Genomic DNA, 17,483 nt, shown 5'->3' with positions numbered 1-17,483 from the left:
ATCACATAGAGGAAAGCTAAACTGCTCAAACTATCTCTCTGTATGCAAGATAAAGGTTTCACCAATAGCGATGCCAAGGGCGGAAAGCGATCGCAGTGCTAGTAAAAAATTCCACAAGTTAGGAAAAAGTTGGTATCTGAGTAGTATTAGGTTGAATTTGCGTCCATCTTCTTCTTCCATTTTTGCTATTATGTCCATTTTCTTGATCCAAAGTGGCGATCGCGCCATTTATGCCTTAACGAAGTTATACATATTCCAGATTGCAACTTGTCCAACTTCTCCTTCCAAAAAGTGTCCAAAATCTTGTAAAAGTCACACATTCCTGTATCCCATAATCTCCGTTTACCGACCACGCTTCAGCAACCACGCGGAGGCTTTGATGACTTGAGCAGGCGATCGCAGTTGTGGGTGTTGGTGCAATCTGGTGTGGGCGTTCGTTGCATCTGCGATCGCGGTTGTAGGTGTTGGTGTAATCTAGCGCATGAGCGATATCTGCGATCGCAGTGAGAGTCGTTAATTGTTCGTCTTGTAGTCCTGCCGACAGACTTTTATTTTACTGGCATAACAAAGCCTTAGAGAAAAATGCCTTTGACTTGAATAATTGGGTACTTGTCAAAGGCCGTCTACTATGATGCTTTTGCTTCATCTTTCGGCTCATCTGCCACATACGTTAACAAATCCCCTGGCTGGCAGTTAAGAGCTTTGCAGTATTTTTCTAGTGTTTCTCTCTCTAATCTTTCTGGCATCACACGAGTATTTTTGTGCTTGCTAACAGTAACAGGGTGCATCCCAGTCATTATGGCAAGTTCCTTATAATCAATTTCCCTATCAGCCATCAATACAGCCAAACGCCATTTTATCGGCATCGATTCTTCTACAAACATCGGCATCTTTAACAATACACCTCCTTAAGTTTGCCCTTTAGTTGCTGCAACTATAGCATAAACCTTAGCGAAAAATATATTAGCTACTATATTGACTTTATTAGTCGCTACGACTAATATGATAACCAGAAAAACAAAAGGCGATCGCCTAGAGCCTGGAAAACTTTTGCGATCGCCCTTTGACCCTTCTATAAGGATCTTCATTATGACCTATACCAAATATAGCCAACAACAGCTGCAAAAGAAAACCCTACCGCAGTTGAGACAAACATACGCCGAAATCGGCTGCACAGTGGCGATACAAGACAAACGGCGCAAGAATGAGTGGATCAATGCCATTATCAACCACCAATCCACCTAAATTCAGAAAATCGCCCTTCTTATACTAAGTACATAAGTGTAACTAAATCGCTACCGAGGTGGTAGCCAAGCACATACAGCGTTCTTGTCAAGTTGTTGTTTATTGTTTTAGTTAGAGAAAGGTTCTATTTCCTGACTATCTCCACTCCCCTTGCAGTGTAAACCCTGCCCAGTAATACGGCGCAGAGTATTTCTCACTTTGCAACATCTCCAACTGCGCCACTCGTAATGCCTCCGCAGGTTTTAAATTTTCTTGCAGCATTTTTGTATAAAATTTAGTCATTAATATCGATGTTCCTTCATCTGCCACTTTCCACAAACTAACGATTAATCGTGGACTACCTGCATACATAAACCCTCTTGTCAATCCTACTAACCCCTCCCCTCTGACTTCTTTGCCCAATCCAGTTTCACAAGCACTGAGGACAACTAATTCTGCTGGTAATTTGAGGTTAAAAATATCATTAAGCCGTAAAAAGCCATTCTCCACTTCTCCTTTTTGATTTACTAATGACAGCACCACACCAGATAATTCAGGATTAATGCTATTGAGTATGCCATGAGTAGCAAAATGTACAAAACGATATTGACTTAATTGAGGATTCATGGCAAATGCACGATTAGCATCAAAGTCAAAGGCTTTTATACTCGATTGTGGAGCTAAAGCTAGAATACCGTTTGCTTCCTGGCGTGTAAAAGGCAAAGGATTAAAAGTAATATCTGATTCTCTAGCCGAACGCTGTAACAGCAAATTGTCTGGGTTTTCATTTTGTGTATCAGAGTTAACTTTTCTGGAGGAGGTATTTTGCTTATCCTTGGAAATGAAGCGTTTATCATCTCTACTAAAAACGGGATCAGCTAACACCGCAAGTGTCTTCTTGGGTATGGATTTGCGTTGCTGTTCTGAGCGAAGAATAGCAATGGTAGATATCGAAGGAGAGTTAATGATTTCATGGTTTACAAGTAGCGGTATAGAAGCATTACAGGTTACATCTTTACATACTGATAAAGCAGTAAAAGGTATATATTGCAATGCCCCATCAGCAACAATTAACAGGCGCTTATTACCTAATTTATTAACGACAGGTTGCAACAGCATTTGACTGAGCTTGGTAGCGGACTGTTTTCCAATATTGGTAGCAGCTGGTGCGCTAAATTTTTTGGGGTTAGACTTCAGGTATCCATAAAACTGCTTCGCTTGCGCCTCAATTTCAGCAAGTTTAGGAAGTTCGTAACTGTTAATTTTAGTTGTACTGACAACCCATAAGTAACTGTGTTCTTCCCCAAGAGAGTATGTTAAAAGTAATGTATCATCATCCAGCATCTTTTGCTGAATTTCTTGCAGGGTAACTGGTTCAGGAAATTTCAAGTCAGCATAACGTTGACTATTGAGACGAATTTCTGTCCGCAGTTGCTGATAATCATCTAGAAGTTGATCAATTTGTTGTTTAATACCTGCAATCTGTTTTTCAGTATTTGGGCGACTAGCTAACTCTAATCTTTGTTTTTCTAAAGCATCAAATTTTTGTTGTAGGTTGCGTTCTCTGGCTAATAATTCGGGTTTAATCCCCTCACGGATATTGGCGTTCGCTTCTTTAAGGAGTTCTACAAGACTTCTAGCACGGGCGCGCTCACTTGTTTCGAGGGCTTGTGCATCATATCCTTTTGATGGGTTTTGTTTGTGCAGTTGCATCAATAGATCAATTTTGAATTGATAATATTTTTGCTTTGTAGCAAAATACGATGTACGTAGCTCTGGACTAACTATTTTAGCGCGTAAATTTTCAGTTGTTTGAATTGTATTTTCAATTTGTTTAAGGGCTATATCTTGCTTACCAATAGCCTTTTGAATAGCTGCAATTTCAAACATTACTTCTGCTTCATTTACCTTATCATTCAATGCCTGCCGCAGTTCTAATTCTTGATTAAAAGTAGCAATTGCTTCTTGGTACTTCCGCTCTTTATAGAAAGTTTTACCAATATTTCGCAAAGCATTAGCTTCAATCTGTTTATTTTCCATTTGCTTTGCTATAGATACAGCCTGTTTTAAAGATGACAGAGCATTTTGATAATCTTTTTTCCCTTGATAAATTCTGCCAATTAAAGTAAGAGTAGTAGCTTTGACAAAGTTATTTTTCAGTTCGCTGGACAACGATAAAGCTCTGTTGGCAGTATCCAGTGCTTTAGGATAATTCTCTAATGACTCGTAAGTTCTAACCGTTCCCAAGAGTGAAACCAGTTGTCCAAAGGGAATCTGCTGTTGTCTCCACAATTGCAGTGCCTGTTGATATTTCTCCAATGCTTTGGGATAATCTTGTGATGTGTGCCAGACACCTGCAATTGCATCTAAAGTTTGGGCTTGTTTGTATTTATCACCTATTTTTCCGTATATCTCCTGTGCTTGGTCAAAATAATTAACACTTGAGTTATATTCTGCTAAATCGCGGTATATCCCAGCTATTTTGCTGAGGGTTTCTGCCTCCTGAGCAGGAGATTTTATCTGACGTGCTAACTCCAATGCTTGGTTATGATAGTTCAATGCTTGTTGATAGTCACCAAATGATTGATACCTTCCAGCAATATCGTTGAAAGTATCGATTTGCCCTGATTGATCATTGACTGAGCGTTGCAGTTCCAAAGCTTCTTCCAAGATTGCGAGTTGTTTTTTATAGTCGCCCTTTAAATAATATATGGTGCTAATGACATAAAGAACTCTAGCTTCTTTGGAAGGATCGCCTACTTTTTGCATTAGTTTTCGCGCTTGCTCACCATATTCCAAAGCTTGCTGGTAATTGCCTAAGTAACTGTGGGCGTGAGCTAGATTAGTTAAAATCAAGCTTTGGTTGATGATACTAAATAAAATATCTTTTTCTGTCCGATCCTGTTGTGCTATCTGTCGTAAATTTAGCGCCGTATTAAAAGTTTCTACTGCCGTTTGGTTTTTGCCCAATGAAACCTGGAGGTTGCCTATTTGAGTCAGGATATCAGCTTGCCCTAGCAAATCACCCCTTTTGCGCTGAATTTCCAGTGCTTGATTGTAGGTTGTCAGTGCCTTTTCCGGCTCACCTAAGATAGTATATATTGACCCGATAGCACCAAGGGTCGTAACTTGTCTGGGCAAATCATTCTGAGCAAGTTGAATATCTAATGCTTCATTCAAGGAATCAAGAGCTTGTTGAGTCTTACTCAATTTAGTATAAACGGTGCCGATAAGATACCATGTTTGTCCTTGTTTAGTAAACTGGTTTTCTGCCTTGTATAAAAGTAATGCTTCTTGTAAATACTTGAGTGCCATTTCCTGTTCATCAGAATAAGAATATACACTCCCAATCACAAATAAGGTTTCAGCTTGCTTCAAGCGATTCTTCTTTTCACGCCAGATATCCAAGGCTTGTTCAAAAAAAGTTAATGCTTTTTTATTTTCACGATTTAGAGTGTAAAGTAAGCCAATAAAGTTAAGGGTTTCAGCTTCCTCCTCTTTTTCTTCTAATTTCTGCCAAATTTTTAAAGCTTGCTCGCTCTTTTCAATTGCTAATTTTCGAGACTCTATGGTAGCTTTTCTGTAAAGTAACTGACTTTCCTGAAATAGTTGTTTAGCTCTTGCATAATCTTGTTGTTTATCAGGACTAACGGCATTTTGTTCTCTTATTGGCTGCTGAGAGTTCTTTATTCCTTCACTCTTAACAGATGCTAATACTGACTGTGAGAAAAATATAATATAGACAAATAAACTGAAAGTGCGATGTACAAAAACTGGGAGTAATTGCCAATATAAATAGTCAGAGTCAGATTTAACATTACGCATAATTAACCTTTCAATTTTATGTAAATTTTAAAACCTAGTTGAAGATACTTCTCATTGTTGAAACTTATCCAATTTTTGTTTTAGTCTCCGTACTTGTTCTTCATCTCCCAAAACTTGATAATTAGCAATAGCTGCTTGATAACTTTGCAATGCTTGTTGTGGCTGATTTAAGGTTTCATCCACTTCCCCTAGTCTAACTTGGATACCTGCCTGTGCTTCCAGATTGTTCTCTCCTTGAGCAAGTTTGAGTCCTATTAAATACTTTTCTCTTGCTAATAAATTTAAGCCTATATGCTGGTAGATATTTCCTAATAGTTGATAAACAGACGTTATTTTAGTGCCAGATTTTACTAATTTTTCTAATACATCAATTGCATCTGCATTTAAATCTTGGCTTCTATACAGATGTGCTAACGTAATAGTTTTTGATTCATTATTTAACGATTGTTGTTGCAATTTTGTAATGTCAGTTTTGATTTGGTGAATATCAGAATCACTCAACACAAAGAATGTCGGATCATCTATATCTTTTGTGGATACACCATTACTAGCAGTAATCACGACTTCATAAAAAACACCTGATCTCAAAGGCTGCTTTCCAGAATAAACGACCATCGGCTGATTAACATTTGTTGTCCAATCAAGTTCTCCACCAGATATCTGCACTCTATAACCAGTTACACTTTTGACTGGATTCCAACTTAAAGTAGGCTGTTGATTGAGAATTGCTGTATTTCTTGGATTAATAAGATAGGGAATTTTAGAGTTATTCCCCGCACGAGTATCGCTAGTATTGCTTCCTTGTCTAATAAGAATTATTCTATTTGTAGATTGACAACCCTTGTGAATCTCAAATTCTCCCCTAGTTTTAAGATTCCAAATTGATAGGTTATTACAAATAACTTTTACTGAAGCACCTTGTTCTAACCGCAACTTATCCGTAGGATTTAGAAAATCGCCTGGGTATGCAGGTTGATAATTATTTCGTCCAGCACGTAAAATTTCAACTTTACCATTTATTTCAGAAATAAAATTTAGTACCTGTTGTTGTGCAAAGCTAGGTATCAATAAATTAACCAAAAATACACAAAAAAGTATTCCAATTACTCTGTTTAATTTGTGATATCTCCGCATTATTTTCCTGCCTTACTTACTTTTGATTTAGATAACTTTTCTTTGGCTAGATACAGCCAAGTGTCCTCATCAGCATTCAGCCTAGAACCGAAATGACTACATTGCTGCCATTGTTCCAAAGCTTTTGGCTGCTTTAGTTTCTCTAAAGTTTGTGCTAACAAGCAATGAGCAGCGCCAGGATTAGGAATGTAATTTTTTGCATCTGGGTTTCTAGTAATTCCAATAGCTGCTTGCAAAGTTTGTTGTGCTTCTTCATATCTGTTTTGTTCTAACCTTGCCCATCCTAGATTTTTTAACAAACTATATTTAACTTCTGGAGTGCTGTTTTTCTCCTCAGTCAGCACTAAACCTTTCGCTAGTAAAACCGCAGCCTGGGAATATTTTTTTTCCTGAATGTACAAGCGACCAAGATTGTTATAAGCTTGCGGTAATCCGTCTGCTACTGCTATTTGATATTGCTTTTTAGCTTGATCAAACTCCAGCCAATCTTCGTAAAGATTACCCAGATTGTAATGCGCTTCAATATTATCTTCATCTAGAGAAATTGCTTGCTGATAATCTTTTTCTGCTGTACCTAAATCGCCTTTTCGATAATTTTTCAACCCATTGCTGTTGTATATTTTCGATACTGACGGTAGAGCAAACCAAAAGCTTATAAGAATTGCAAACATTATTCCCGTTGAAGCCAATTTTGCCTCTTGTTGATAATGTTTGGGAATCTTCAGTTTTTCCAGTAACTTTTCAAACCCTTCTGAACCTGCTTGAGTGAGTTCGCTACTAGCCTGTAGTAAAGCGAGAATACTTGGTAAAGTCACAGCCGCAGCACCAAGTAATCCCACTCCCCCACCACCAAGAAAACGAGTAGCAATAGTAACAAGTAAACTTAGGTTCGCAGTCCAACCAACAACCGAGAGTAATTTCCACAGCCAATCTAACTTATCCCAAGTATGAGGAGGTGCGATATTGTCCAGTTTCCACCACCAAGCTTCTGCACTTGGTTGCACACTTTCGCGCCAATCAGCTAATTGCTTGTCTTTTTTGTTATTGACGGCTTTGGTAATTAGTTGCGCTTTTTCTCTGAGGAGAGCATCTAACTCGATGACTTTCTGCAATCTACTGGTGGGGATGCTTTTCTGTTCCTTCAAAGCTATCTGCACTACATCCCGTGCATTCAGAAGTATCAGAACTTGTGCCACTTCTATTTTTCTTGTTCCCTTTAGACTTTGGAGTGCTGCTTCGTATCGCTCTAAAGTTGTATCTAACTCTGTGTTCATTACTGATTAGGAACTAATGTTATCGCTTTATGTTGTTGCTTTTTACTACTTTTTTATATAGACTCAATATACATTTTATCTGATATATATTTTTTTTGACGGAATGAAAATAATAACCCCACTTAACTTAGCAATCATCAGCGTTGCTTTATTAGGATCAAAACCCGTTTTAGCCCAAACTGATGAATATAGATATGCTCAAATTGAAGAAAGCTTCATTACAGAGTGCATGACTCAGCCGCTTCCACCACCACTTAAAGTGTCAGCTTCCATACGCTCTCGTTATTGCGGATGCTATTTTGATTTTGTCAAGAATAATTTTTCTTATGAAGAGTACTCAAGAATAGATAAAATTATCAGAGACAACCCTCAAAATGTCAGAAATTTTTCTCAAAAAACACTTGCTTTATTTCAAAAAGGATTTGAACAGTGCTACAACTATGCTACAGAACAAGGAAATATAAAACAAGAGCAAGATTTGACAAATTTAAAGCAGATAGAACAACAGCTTATCAAACTACGAAATCAAGGTAAACTCCAGGAGGCAATACTCGTAGCAGAGGAGATTGTTCAAAAAAAAAGCGCCTACGAGGAGACAGGCATTTTAGTGTAGCTGAAAATCTTTACAATTTGGCAGAACTTTATAGAGAACGAGGTAAATATATAGAAGCTGAACCTCTTTATAAAGAGTCCATAGCGATACTTAAAGAAAATGTAGGAGAAAATCTTGATGTAGCAGCTAATCTCCATAGTTTAGGACTGTTATCCTATTCAATAGGAAGATATAAAGATGCAGAATTATATTATCAAAGCTCTAGAACCATAGTAGAAAAAAGCTTTATTTTGATTGAAAATTTAACTAAATATCCAGTTATATTTGTGGATGAGCAAGTTAGAAATCCTTTAGAAGAAAAATTTTCAATTATTACAAATAGCTTGGGAGTACTCTATACTCGAACGGGAAAATTTAAAGAAGCTATATCTTTGTATCAAGATTCTTTATCTAAAATCAGAGGAAAATTAGGAGAAAATTATATTGGTGTTGCAATAATATCCAATAATTTAGCGCAAGTTTACCACATGCAAGGTAACTATGCAGATGCAGAAAAACTGTATCAAAAATCTTTAAGCATATTAGGAAATAATCATCTCTATAGTGCAAAACTTTTCAATAACATAGGTGAACTATATAGAGTACAAAAAAAATATAAAAAAGCTGAAGAATTTTACAAAAAATCATTGGTAAAATATAAAGAGGTATATGGTAACAATCATCCTGAGACAGCTTTTATTATTAATAATATAGGACTTTTATACTACTCTAAAGGCGATTACAAGTTAGCTACTGAATATTTTTCTCAAGGACTTGAGATTGAACAAAAAAACCTTACTCAAAATCTTGTTGCTGGTTCTGAAAGTCAGAAGCTAGATTACATAAACACTGTCTTGGGTACGACCTATACAACTATTTCTTTACATCTCCAGTCTTCACCTAACGATTCTAAGACAGCCCGCCTTGCCCTAACTACTACCCTACGCCGCAAAGGAAAAGTGTTAGATGCAGTGGCTGACAGTATACAGATATTACGTAGTCAACTAGAACGCAACCCAGAAAGCCAAAAATTATTTGATGAATGGTTGACCATACAAAAACAGTTATCTGCACTAGTATTCCAAGAACTTGAAAGACAAGCTCCTGAGCAATATAAAGTTAAAATTGAGCAATTAGAAAAAGAAAGACAAAGATTAGAAGCAGCAATCAGCGAGAAAAGTGCAGAATTTCGTCAGGAAATACAACCTGTGCAGTTAGCAGCCATCCAAGCCAAAATTCCCCAGAATGGAGCTTTGGTAGAATTTGTACAATATCAACCTCTCAATGCCAAAGCGAAGAAAGAGAGTGAAAAATGGGGCAACCTCCGCTATGCTGCGGTTGTGTTGCACTCGAAGGGAGAACCAAAGTGGGTTGATTTGGGCGAGGTTGCAATCATTAATGAGTCAGCACGTAACCTACAAGCAGGTTTGAGAAAACCGGAATTTTTACGACAAGTCCAGAAAGCATCTCGCCAGCTTGATGAGCAACTCATGAAACCTATCCGTCCTTTATTGGGTAATACACGTCATATCTTACTTTCCCTAGACGGACAATTAACATTGCTTCCCTTTGAAGCCCTAGTGGATGAACAAGGACAATATCTAATTCAACGCTACGCTTTTTCTTATCTCACAACAGGAAGGGATTTATTACGCTTTAAATCACCCGCCACAAGCCGCTCAAGTCCAGTGGTACTAGCAGATATTGATTACGGACGAGTCCAGACTGTTAAAGCAATAGCTAAATCAACGGGTTCTTCTCAAAATTTGCGTTCTAACGATTTTGTCAACAATCTGTTTTACCCTCTTGCAGCAACAAAAGCAGAAGCCGTGGCGATTAAAGACATTCTACCAAATGCCAAAGTATTTCTTGGCAAAGATGCAACAGAAACTGCTGTAAAACAACTTCAAGCTCCTAGTATCCTGCATTTGGCTACCCACGGTTTCTTTCTCTCCGACCAAGAAATAAATTTAAGTCCGTCGCTAGGTAGCTCAATTCGACAGCCAAGCCCCCAAATATTGAAGTTAGAAAACCCCTTACTGCGTTCTGGACTAGCACTAGCAAACATCAACATTCGCAATAAATTACCAACGAATAGTGATGATGGTGTATTGACAGCACTTGAAGTGGCAGGATTGAACCTGCGGGGAACTCAGTTAGTTGTGATGTCTGCCTGCGATACCGGAAAAGGTGATGTCAAAGTTGGTGAAGGTGTTTATGGTTTACGTCGTGCTTTGGTAATTGCAGGTTCTCAAAGTCAAGTTTTAAGCCTGTGGAAGGTAAGCGATGAGGCAACTAAGGAACTAATGGTAAAATATTATTCAAAACTTAAAGCTGGTAAGGGCAGGCATGAAGCACTGCGAGAAGCACAGTTGGAGATACTTGAAAGTCAGGATTATAAACATCCTTTCTTTTGGGCGGCGTTCGTTCCTTCTGGCGATTGGAATCCTTTGCACATGGACTGACAACCATAAGTTGATCATCTTATAGTTGTTGTACCAGCACATCGGTGAGAAATTAAAATAACGTCAGTTAGGGTTAAGGTTGTTGTGCTGTTTGTTCGACGTGATCGTAAGGTTTTCAGATTATCTCGAACTCAGGTTAGTCAAGCATTTCAACACTGCCTCAACTATCGCTTCCAGGGGTTCGCTCTCCCGCACCCCCAGCATCCGCCTAGCCGATTACCACAGCCAAAATCTCCCTAACCCCTGCCTTCTCTCGCTCCATCTGCTGAACGCGCTTCAGTAACCGCTTGGGGATATACTTCGATGACTTGATCAAGCGATCGCCCTTACTCTAAAACTCGTAGTGATAGTACGCCTGGAGATAATCTTTGCCATTCTTGGTAATGGTTCGCCAATGAATTGTTGCAAATGAATTTCTAATTTTCTCAAGAACCAAATTTTTATCCAGCTACAGTTTCGGCACTAGAAGAACGACGAGAGCGCAATTGTGCTTCACCATAAATGTACTGCCCTAGAGCATCGGCTTGACGGGAAGGTGCAGCTAAGTAGGCATTAACTTGAGCCTCTTTCAACAGACGTTGCACATCTTCCCAAAAGAATTCACCGCCTCCACCAGTGATAATCACATCTGTGACACGCTCTGGCAACCAAGCAAGGACACGGCTGCAAATATCACGAGAAAACATCTCTACTAGATTGGGAAGAAAATCATCGAGGTTAGCAGGTTTCATAGCACCGTTGGGACGATAGAAGCGTTCGCCTTTGGGTTTGTTAACAGCAGAAATCAGCACCAGAGATTGGCTGTCTGCGCCCTCGATTTCCTTTGCTATCATTTCGTAGAACTTGCTCATACCAAAGTCTTCACTTTTAGAAAGATATTTAACAAAGCGGAAATTGTCTACCATCAAAAAGTCAATGGTTTGAAATCCAATATCAACAATGGCTAAGGGAATTTTGATAAAATCGGGACTGGTTCTTGACTTCTTAGATTGAGCTTCAGACCACAGAAGACTACCGTAGCCTTGTGGCATTACCCAAACCTTAGTAATGTTTAGCGATAAAGTTTGACCTCGGAAATTGAAAACGTGAGTTCCAAGCATCTGACTAGTCAGTTGTGATTTTTCTATTTCAAATTGCTCTAAGGAATGAAAAGGTAGGCTGAGTATGACTGAGGTATTCCCTTCAAGTTTGAAGTAAGCTGCACTAATCAACACTTTGATAAGTCCATCTTCAACCTTAGATTTACCGACTCCTAAATTCGCTCCTAACTCTGCTGCTAACTGGCCAAAAGCATAAGTACTACCTTGGTATTCCATCCACAAATTACTTAAAGGATTAATAACTTTAGATTCAAATACACTATGACCATGACCTTGTTCAAAAGAAAGTTGCTCCACATTAGCAGAAATAAACACTACACTATTAGGTTCATGGCTAACACAAGTCTTTGTGTAAGTTCTCCCTAAATCAACGCTGAGAATATTTGTATTATCAATACCACTAGGGATTATAATGTTGATTCGTTTAGTTAGTTCTATTGTTTTTAAAATACGTGTACAGTAATCATAAGGAACAATAATTAACTCTTCTTGTAACTGGGAGAGAACTTGGTTAGTTTGTTCAACTGCTGTTTGAAAACTAGTTAAAGCATCTACTGTAGGTTCTCTATCTATTTCCCACATTAAAAAGATAAGGTTTTGCTGCAAACGTACTGCCAACCGTAAGCAATCTTTTTCTACTTCATCTAGAGCGTGTTGATCAGTTAATCTCTTAATCTGGTTTTTGCTGTCATCAGCTAGTTCATCATATTTATTTTTTAAAGAATTATATTTATCCGTTAATTCATTAGCAATTTTTCTGTGGTGTTTAGCTGCTTGTCTATCTTTTTCGCCAGCAGCATGAGCAGTAAAAGCACCCGCAACAGTACCAACTGCCAACCCTAATGCACCAAACACAAGAGGAACCATAAATATTATTAGTTTTATAAATAAAATAAGTATTGACGATGGGAGAAAAGATGAAGACCTTACGAATCAGTTAATAATTTGCTATCTGCTGATGTTATTCCTAGCGATTGGGCAATAGCCACTGAGTCACGTAAACGTTGCATAGCCCCTTCTATCCCTGATGCAATTGCACGATTTGTTATTTCTTGATTAATTGCTTCTGCTTGAGACAAAAACTCTAAATTTTTCTTGTGTTCATAAATCAATTCATCTTCAATCGCTTGTAAATGTTTCAGTTCTTGCTGCGTTAAAGATTCGTAATATATCCTGACATCCTGTTTATGATCTTCAAGAATTTTAAAAAATTGATTAATCATACCCGCAGTTCCAATAACAGCTAAAGCTGGTGCTGCTGCGGTTAAAGCGATCGCAATGGGTGGACAAGCTGCCACGACTGCTGTAGTGGCAAATGCTGTTGCGCCTCCAACTGCACCGCCCACGACTGTATCTTTTAAAGTTGCTGTAGCAGCTTCCTGTGCAGAAATTTCTCCTCGAACTACACGCAGTGCATGAGTTAAAAGCGAAAAAGGTAGAGCCGTCATCGCACCGACAGCAGCCCCCACAGGTGCAGCTTGAAAACCTGCTTTGGCTGCTCCTTTTAGATTGTCAAAATGCCATTGAGCATCTAATCTCATCTTCTCTTGCCAAGTCATGGTTTTAGCACCACGAGCAATGTTGTCTTTGGCGTTTTCCCATTTAATATTATTGGGATTATTAGATCCACCTTTGCTATGAGGCTTAATATGACTGGCGTGTTTATCTGATAAGTACTGCTCGACATTACTAGCCGCAGATTTTCCGTCAACCCCTGCACGTTGGGAAGGTGGGATATTCTCTAACATTTTTTGAGCTTCCATCCCAGTTCTTATCGGTTCGCCAGGTCTAATCCCACCTTTATACATTCTGCGTGCTGTACTCAAAGGTAAATCTGTTAATTGAGGGTGCTGAATTTTAGTTGTGGCAGCTGCATTAACAACAGAATTGCGATGGGAATCATTAGTCATAAATTTTTAATTTCCTTGGCTTTTAGCTAAAACATGAGATAGCCTATCCTTCTTAATATTCCCAATTACATTTAGTTAAAAACTATTTCTTATCAAGATACTATGAATATTTTGAGTTGCATTATGTGTAATTGGAAATTCCATTATTAAGTAGTATCTCCGATTCCAAGACACTCAAAAATTTCTCTTCCAAGCTCGTCAAATAAGCCCGATTCAACTTTCCCAGCGACTCTAAGAACCTCTGCACTGATTCTTCCAATTCACTAGAGTACACCCTATTGATGCGATCGCAAATCTCCTGCATCTGCTGACACTCAGCAGGCAGATAATTGAACGATTTCAAATGCTGCACCCCAACCGTCAGTTCATAATCCCAAGTTTTCACCGTACAGCTAAACTCACTAACATAAGTCACGATGCACCAACAGCCACCTTTCCCCCGCAAATCAGGGTTGTCTTTGACTAAAATCTGGCAGACTTCGCCAATTTGGTAGGTGTTGGGTATTTTGGTACTCTCTATTATCCTTTGCACGACATCTTTAACAATGCGGCCAGTTGGCACTTTACCACCAGCTTCTTTGACTGCGGACTGCCAACAAGTAAGTTGTTCCTCTACTGTCAAAGGAACCAAGGGTCTAACTTGTCGTTCACTTGTTGGCAGAATTTGACAACCAATGGTTGTCAAATTTTCATCCGTCACATTTTGACAACCATTGGTTGTCAGATTTTCGTAAACACCAGCTGCGGCAATCAGATAATTTGACTGTTGCCGACTATGCCCAAATCTATCACGGCAATACTCCTCAAATGTGCGGTGAGTGGAACGATAGAGTTTGCGATCGCGTAATTCTGCCAAAGCCTTACCTGCCTCAAAAAACGCTCTTTCAACTTTGCGTTCCAAATGCAGGCGATCGCTCTGCTCCTGCTCGGTTAATTCAGGAATTTCAACAGCAGAAACGTCAATTGTTGCTGAAGCTGGATCTTCTAGAAAGGAGATGTCTGAGTTGAGCGATTCTAAATTCTGTGATTTGTCAGAGGTAGCTTTCTTACTCTTACGGGGTGGGTTGTTCATTCGTCCACCTCTTCTAGCTCAGGACAATTTGCTCAAAATCTGTCTGCACTTGATCTTGAGCAAGGTAAATAAATGTAATTGCTGATTGAAGAAGAAAAAAAGATAAATAGAAGGATTGACAGTGCTAGAACTAATCATCAAAAGCTGTAATTGCCTTTGATGAAACACGCTCATGCCGATCTCCTTTCAAATGGCAACACTATTCCATCCAATTGATCTGCTGATTGCTTGCGAGAGTGTTTTTGAATCTCCGGCATTTCGTCAACTTCCGATATTAGGTTGTCAGCCAATGCTTCAAGCCCAGGCTCATCATCAGGAAGCCAAAGCAGAAATTCTCCTGGCTGAACTTTATAAGTAGTACAAATTTTGTCTAATACACTGCCCGTAGGGATGTAGTTGGGGTCATTGCATAGTCGATAAGCAGTATCTCTGCCAAGTTTAGTGTCTTGCCAGAACTTATATCGGCTGATGCCTTTCTCTTCAATAAATTTTTTGATTCGATTTTGCACTGTCATACCTCCATAATCTCATAATAGATACTATACCCTAAAAATGCGAATACGCATATTGACACTATTACTTAAAAATGCGAATATAAAAGCATAACAAAAGGCAATGCCCTCAGCCTCGGAAACTTTGGAAGCAATCGCCTTTTGTTCCACATATTCATGGAGATTCCCATCATGCCACATACAACCCCCGCCCAGCAACCGCCCACCGATTGCGGTCTAACGCACAGCAAAAGAATTGCCCCCAACGAACAAGCGATTGCTCAAGCCGAACTGAACGGGTACGTTGCGGAGCAAGCTGAAGCGATAGCCCCAACTTTAGATCCCCTAACATCTCGTGACCGTCGCATCATTGGCGAGATTATCCAAGTAGACCCCGAATCAGTCCGTACTATCTGGCTGGAAGGCGGAATAACTGTTTGGGTGCAGTTGGTTGACGGCGGAAGATTAGCGTTTGACCGTGACTGGTTCGCTACAAGAGTACAGGAAGTTAAAGCAACATTACCCGAAACTCCCAGAGAACGGAATGAACGCCTCAGCGAAGAATTAGAAACAGCTTGTCAAAAATATGGAATAACACACGGTGAAATAGACTGGCTCTCGTTTAGCACAACCCTATACGTGAACCGCCAGCGTGTTGGCTTCCTCGGCTGTAACCTCCAAGGCCAATGGTACAGCCGACAAAGCCAGTTGGGAGGCAGTCGCACGGCTGTTGATATTGATGCTGCGATCGCTCAACTTGGAATTAGACAATCTGTGGCGGCATAGTACCAACAGTAGAAAAGCGGTCGCATCCTGAGAGAGCGATCGCTACCTCATCACGATAAATGCACTCATACAGCAAATATGTCTTTCCATCAAGAAGCAGATTGGGGGGAATGCTGCGAAAAAATACTTTTGCCCCCAACTCATCCAAATGCTGAGGTAATCGAAATTCCCGGTTACAAACTCGTTTACTGCAATGGCGCTTGTCCGAAGAATTACCGCGTTTATAAAGGTGAATCGATGTTGGGTTTGGTTTTCCAATACATCACTCATTGGTCAAACGAAATCGACAATGAGCAATACGCCAAGCCATTGAACGCAGTAGTCGCACTTGATGATTTTCTAGCTGCAAGTATGACCATAACCACTGACGAAAGTATTGCAGCGTGACTCAGGGAAAAGGTTAAAGGGGAAAGGTTAAAGCTTAGTCTCTATTCCCTTACCCTTTGCCCTTTTCCCCTTCCCCAATCAATCATTTACTAACTAAAACAATGCAACCCACAATATCCATCCCTAAACACTGGGATTACCCCAGATTCATATTCGGGCAGCGTACACAACAAGGCATAGTCATCGGCTTAGAGTACAAACCTGCTGGAACACAATTAGCACACGAGTACGGTAATTCTTGGCGGTATACGGTACTTCCTGACAAGAATTCTGATGAAGTCCGCCATTACTCTGACGACCAGATTCAAACGCTTTCTGTTGCAGAGATACAACAGCAATTGCAAGCCGAAATTGACGAACATCAACAGCAAATCAAAGCACTTCAGCAGCAATTAGCAGCGATTGGAGGTTCTGACGATGCCTAAAGTTTTCGATCCTTACATTGAGAGAACTGCTGCAAGACTACTGCGATCGCTGCGTGGTTCTGGTGGTTCTATACCTCTACACCGTGTTCAGTTTTCACAGACTATCATTCAGCATTTGTTGGACAAGAAACAGGCACAAATAAAAAACACCGGACATGGATTTGTACTGTCAGTCATCAAGAAGTTTTAGTTCCAGACAGAAGGAGCAAAATCAATGGATTTACCAGATTTATTGCTATTAGTTGAATCTGCAAAATATCTGATATCTCAAATCGAAAAACATCCTGATTACCAAGCACTCGATTATCAACCAGATTTAACAGTTAGTGATGCTAAAACAGCACTTTCATATTTGAAATGTGAACTAGAAACCAATCAACAGCTTTCAGTTGTATTCGAGAGTGTTGATTAGGAAATAGCAATCGCTTGAATGAGTGCTTATGTTGGGGCGATTGCTAATCAAATTTTAGAGAGTTATTTATGGCTAAAGTTTTGATTGATTCAGACAACTATACCTGTCATCAAATCGCTAGTATTCTATCTCTGAATTTATCCATTGTTCGTTTCTGGATACAACGCGGCTGGTTGAAAGCTAACAAACATACTCCCAAGCATTATGAAATTGGGATTGGACACCTCAAACAATTTCTAGAAAATCCTCCGCATCAAATTAAAAAACGAATTGCATCTCTTGATTCCCAAGCCATTAATTGTTTGTTGAAGGGGAAAGCATGAAAGAACAAATTACAGATTTAGAAAGATGCTGGTTTTTATCCCCACCTTGGGGACAAGCCATAC

General features: G+C 39.4%; 19 protein-coding genes and 2 pseudogenes. 12 read left to right on the top strand and 9 right to left on the bottom strand.

Annotated elements, in window-relative coordinates:
- Positions 1-30: 30 nt before the first annotated feature.
- The gene (locus H6G79_RS33610; protein ID WP_190594834.1) at positions 31-198 is read right to left on the bottom strand and encodes a hypothetical protein; all 168 of its coding nucleotides are present in this window, start codon (positions 196-198) and stop codon (positions 31-33) included.
- 186 nt (positions 199-384) lie between these two features.
- On the opposite strand from H6G79_RS33610, the gene H6G79_RS37575 reads away from it, so the two are divergent.
- Positions 385-507: a hypothetical protein gene (locus H6G79_RS37575; protein ID WP_277877397.1), complete on the top strand. Its 123-nt coding sequence runs from the start codon at positions 385-387 to the stop codon at positions 505-507.
- A gap of 119 nt (positions 508-626) precedes the next feature.
- Here the strand turns inward: H6G79_RS37575 and H6G79_RS33605 are convergent, their stop codons facing one another.
- The gene (locus tag H6G79_RS33605) at positions 627-890 is read right to left on the bottom strand and encodes a helix-turn-helix transcriptional regulator (protein ID WP_242048720.1); all 264 of its coding nucleotides are present in this window, start codon (positions 888-890) and stop codon (positions 627-629) included.
- A 112-nt stretch (positions 891-1,002) separates the two neighbouring features.
- Here H6G79_RS33605 and H6G79_RS33600 point away from each other — a divergent pair, with 112 nt between their 5' ends.
- Positions 1,003-1,245 (top strand): hypothetical protein, encoded by a 243-nt coding sequence (locus H6G79_RS33600; protein WP_190594835.1) that lies wholly within the window; start codon positions 1,003-1,005, stop codon positions 1,243-1,245.
- 135 nt (positions 1,246-1,380) lie between these two features.
- Here the strand turns inward: H6G79_RS33600 and H6G79_RS33595 are convergent, their stop codons facing one another.
- The 3 genes from H6G79_RS33595 to H6G79_RS33585 all read right to left on the bottom strand — a co-directional run bounded on the left by H6G79_RS33595 (position 1,381) and on the right by H6G79_RS33585 (position 7,457).
- A complete protein-coding gene (locus tag H6G79_RS33595) occupies positions 1,381-5,049 on the bottom strand; it encodes a tetratricopeptide repeat protein (protein WP_190594836.1) in 3,669 nt (1,222 codons plus the stop codon).
- 51 nt (positions 5,050-5,100) lie between these two features.
- Positions 5,101-6,117, bottom strand: a complete 1,017-nt coding sequence (locus tag H6G79_RS33590; protein ID WP_191049407.1) for a lipopolysaccharide assembly protein LapB — start codon at positions 6,115-6,117, stop codon at positions 5,101-5,103.
- 65 nt (positions 6,118-6,182) lie between these two features.
- Complete coding sequence (locus H6G79_RS33585; RefSeq protein ID WP_190594838.1) at positions 6,183-7,457, bottom strand: tetratricopeptide repeat protein; 1,275 nt, start codon at positions 7,455-7,457, stop codon at positions 6,183-6,185.
- Positions 7,458-7,560: 103 nt separating this feature from the next.
- On the opposite strand from H6G79_RS33585, the gene H6G79_RS33580 reads away from it, so the two are divergent.
- From H6G79_RS33580 to H6G79_RS33575, 3 genes and pseudogenes are all read left to right on the top strand, one after another.
- The gene (locus H6G79_RS33580) at positions 7,561-8,070 is read left to right on the top strand and encodes a hypothetical protein (protein ID WP_190594839.1); all 510 of its coding nucleotides are present in this window, start codon (positions 7,561-7,563) and stop codon (positions 8,068-8,070) included.
- An 11-nt stretch (positions 8,071-8,081) separates the two neighbouring features.
- Positions 8,082-8,276 (top strand): annotated as a pseudogene (locus tag H6G79_RS37570) (tetratricopeptide repeat protein); the annotation flags it as partial.
- A 60-nt stretch (positions 8,277-8,336) separates the two neighbouring features.
- Positions 8,337-10,514: a CHAT domain-containing tetratricopeptide repeat protein gene (locus H6G79_RS33575; RefSeq protein WP_313934714.1), complete on the top strand. Its 2,178-nt coding sequence runs from the start codon at positions 8,337-8,339 to the stop codon at positions 10,512-10,514.
- A gap of 440 nt (positions 10,515-10,954) precedes the next feature.
- Here the strand turns inward: H6G79_RS33575 and H6G79_RS33570 are convergent.
- The 4 genes and pseudogenes from H6G79_RS33570 to H6G79_RS33555 all read right to left on the bottom strand — a co-directional run.
- Positions 10,955-11,998 (bottom strand): annotated as a pseudogene (locus H6G79_RS33570) (chromosome segregation protein ParM); the annotation flags it as partial.
- Positions 11,999-12,540: 542 nt separating this feature from the next.
- Positions 12,541-13,524, bottom strand: a complete 984-nt coding sequence (locus H6G79_RS33565; RefSeq protein ID WP_190594842.1) for a hypothetical protein — start codon at positions 13,522-13,524, stop codon at positions 12,541-12,543.
- Positions 13,525-13,645: 121 nt separating this feature from the next.
- Complete coding sequence (locus H6G79_RS33560; protein ID WP_190594843.1) at positions 13,646-14,596, bottom strand: hypothetical protein; 951 nt, start codon at positions 14,594-14,596, stop codon at positions 13,646-13,648.
- 170 nt (positions 14,597-14,766) lie between these two features.
- On the bottom strand, positions 14,767-15,111 hold the full coding sequence (locus tag H6G79_RS33555) for a helix-turn-helix transcriptional regulator (protein WP_199334129.1): 345 nt from the start codon (positions 15,109-15,111) through the stop codon (positions 14,767-14,769).
- 168 nt (positions 15,112-15,279) lie between these two features.
- On the opposite strand from H6G79_RS33555, the gene H6G79_RS33550 reads away from it, so the two are divergent.
- From H6G79_RS33550 to H6G79_RS33520, 7 genes are all read left to right on the top strand, one after another.
- Positions 15,280-15,873, top strand: coding sequence for a hypothetical protein (locus H6G79_RS33550; RefSeq protein ID WP_242048719.1), 594 nt, complete (start codon positions 15,280-15,282; stop codon positions 15,871-15,873).
- A 78-nt stretch (positions 15,874-15,951) separates the two neighbouring features.
- Complete coding sequence (locus H6G79_RS33545) at positions 15,952-16,260, top strand: hypothetical protein (RefSeq protein ID WP_190594845.1); 309 nt, start codon at positions 15,952-15,954, stop codon at positions 16,258-16,260.
- Between the two features lie 101 nt (positions 16,261-16,361).
- Positions 16,362-16,685: a hypothetical protein gene (locus H6G79_RS33540; protein ID WP_190594846.1), complete on the top strand. Its 324-nt coding sequence runs from the start codon at positions 16,362-16,364 to the stop codon at positions 16,683-16,685.
- A complete protein-coding gene (locus H6G79_RS33535) occupies positions 16,678-16,875 on the top strand; it encodes a hypothetical protein (protein WP_190594847.1) in 198 nt (65 codons plus the stop codon). Before H6G79_RS33540 ends, H6G79_RS33535 begins: the two co-directional genes overlap by 8 nt.
- A gap of 24 nt (positions 16,876-16,899) precedes the next feature.
- Positions 16,900-17,097, top strand: coding sequence for a hypothetical protein (locus H6G79_RS33530; protein ID WP_190594848.1), 198 nt, complete (start codon positions 16,900-16,902; stop codon positions 17,095-17,097).
- Between the two features lie 68 nt (positions 17,098-17,165).
- Positions 17,166-17,420 (top strand): hypothetical protein, encoded by a 255-nt coding sequence (locus H6G79_RS33525; RefSeq protein WP_190594849.1) that lies wholly within the window; start codon positions 17,166-17,168, stop codon positions 17,418-17,420.
- On the top strand, positions 17,417-17,483 hold a 67-nt coding region (locus tag H6G79_RS33520), incomplete at its 3' end, for a DUF1392 family protein (protein ID WP_191049408.1). The genes H6G79_RS33525 and H6G79_RS33520, both read left to right, overlap by 4 nt.

Source organism: Anabaena sp. FACHB-83 (genome assembly GCF_014697485.1).
GTDB lineage: Bacteria > Cyanobacteriota > Cyanobacteriia > Cyanobacteriales > Nostocaceae > Nostoc_B.
The sequence above is the reverse complement of the archived record's forward strand: the minus strand, read 5'-3'. Positions and strand labels throughout refer to the sequence as shown.

What these genes read in the sequence shown, in the direction of transcription:
- H6G79_RS33565 (WP_190594842.1), bottom strand. Translation starts at nt 13,524, where the DNA reads ATGACTAATGATTCCCATCGCAATTCTGTTGTTAATGCAGCTGCCACA.
- H6G79_RS33595 (WP_190594836.1), bottom strand. Translation starts at nt 5,049, where the DNA reads ATGCGTAATGTTAAATCTGACTCTGACTATTTATATTGGCAATTACTC.
- H6G79_RS33555 (WP_199334129.1), bottom strand. Translation starts at nt 15,111, where the DNA reads ATGACAGTGCAAAATCGAATCAAAAAATTTATTGAAGAGAAAGGCATC.
- H6G79_RS33525 (WP_190594849.1), top strand. Translation starts at nt 17,166, where the DNA reads ATGGCTAAAGTTTTGATTGATTCAGACAACTATACCTGTCATCAAATC.
- H6G79_RS33605 (WP_242048720.1), bottom strand. Translation starts at nt 890, where the DNA reads ATGCCGATGTTTGTAGAAGAATCGATGCCGATAAAATGGCGTTTGGCT.
- H6G79_RS33580 (WP_190594839.1), top strand. Translation starts at nt 7,561, where the DNA reads ATGAAAATAATAACCCCACTTAACTTAGCAATCATCAGCGTTGCTTTA.
- H6G79_RS33540 (WP_190594846.1), top strand. Translation starts at nt 16,362, where the DNA reads ATGCAACCCACAATATCCATCCCTAAACACTGGGATTACCCCAGATTC.
- H6G79_RS33560 (WP_190594843.1), bottom strand. Translation starts at nt 14,596, where the DNA reads ATGAACAACCCACCCCGTAAGAGTAAGAAAGCTACCTCTGACAAATCA.
- H6G79_RS33585 (WP_190594838.1), bottom strand. Translation starts at nt 7,457, where the DNA reads ATGAACACAGAGTTAGATACAACTTTAGAGCGATACGAAGCAGCACTC.
- H6G79_RS33545 (WP_190594845.1), top strand. Translation starts at nt 15,952, where the DNA reads ATGTCTTTCCATCAAGAAGCAGATTGGGGGGAATGCTGCGAAAAAATA.
- H6G79_RS33530 (WP_190594848.1), top strand. Translation starts at nt 16,900, where the DNA reads ATGGATTTACCAGATTTATTGCTATTAGTTGAATCTGCAAAATATCTG.
- H6G79_RS33535 (WP_190594847.1), top strand. Translation starts at nt 16,678, where the DNA reads ATGCCTAAAGTTTTCGATCCTTACATTGAGAGAACTGCTGCAAGACTA.
- H6G79_RS33550 (WP_242048719.1), top strand. Translation starts at nt 15,280, where the DNA reads ATGCCACATACAACCCCCGCCCAGCAACCGCCCACCGATTGCGGTCTA.
- H6G79_RS33600 (WP_190594835.1), top strand. Translation starts at nt 1,003, where the DNA reads ATGATAACCAGAAAAACAAAAGGCGATCGCCTAGAGCCTGGAAAACTT.
- H6G79_RS33610 (WP_190594834.1), bottom strand. Translation starts at nt 198, where the DNA reads ATGGACATAATAGCAAAAATGGAAGAAGAAGATGGACGCAAATTCAAC.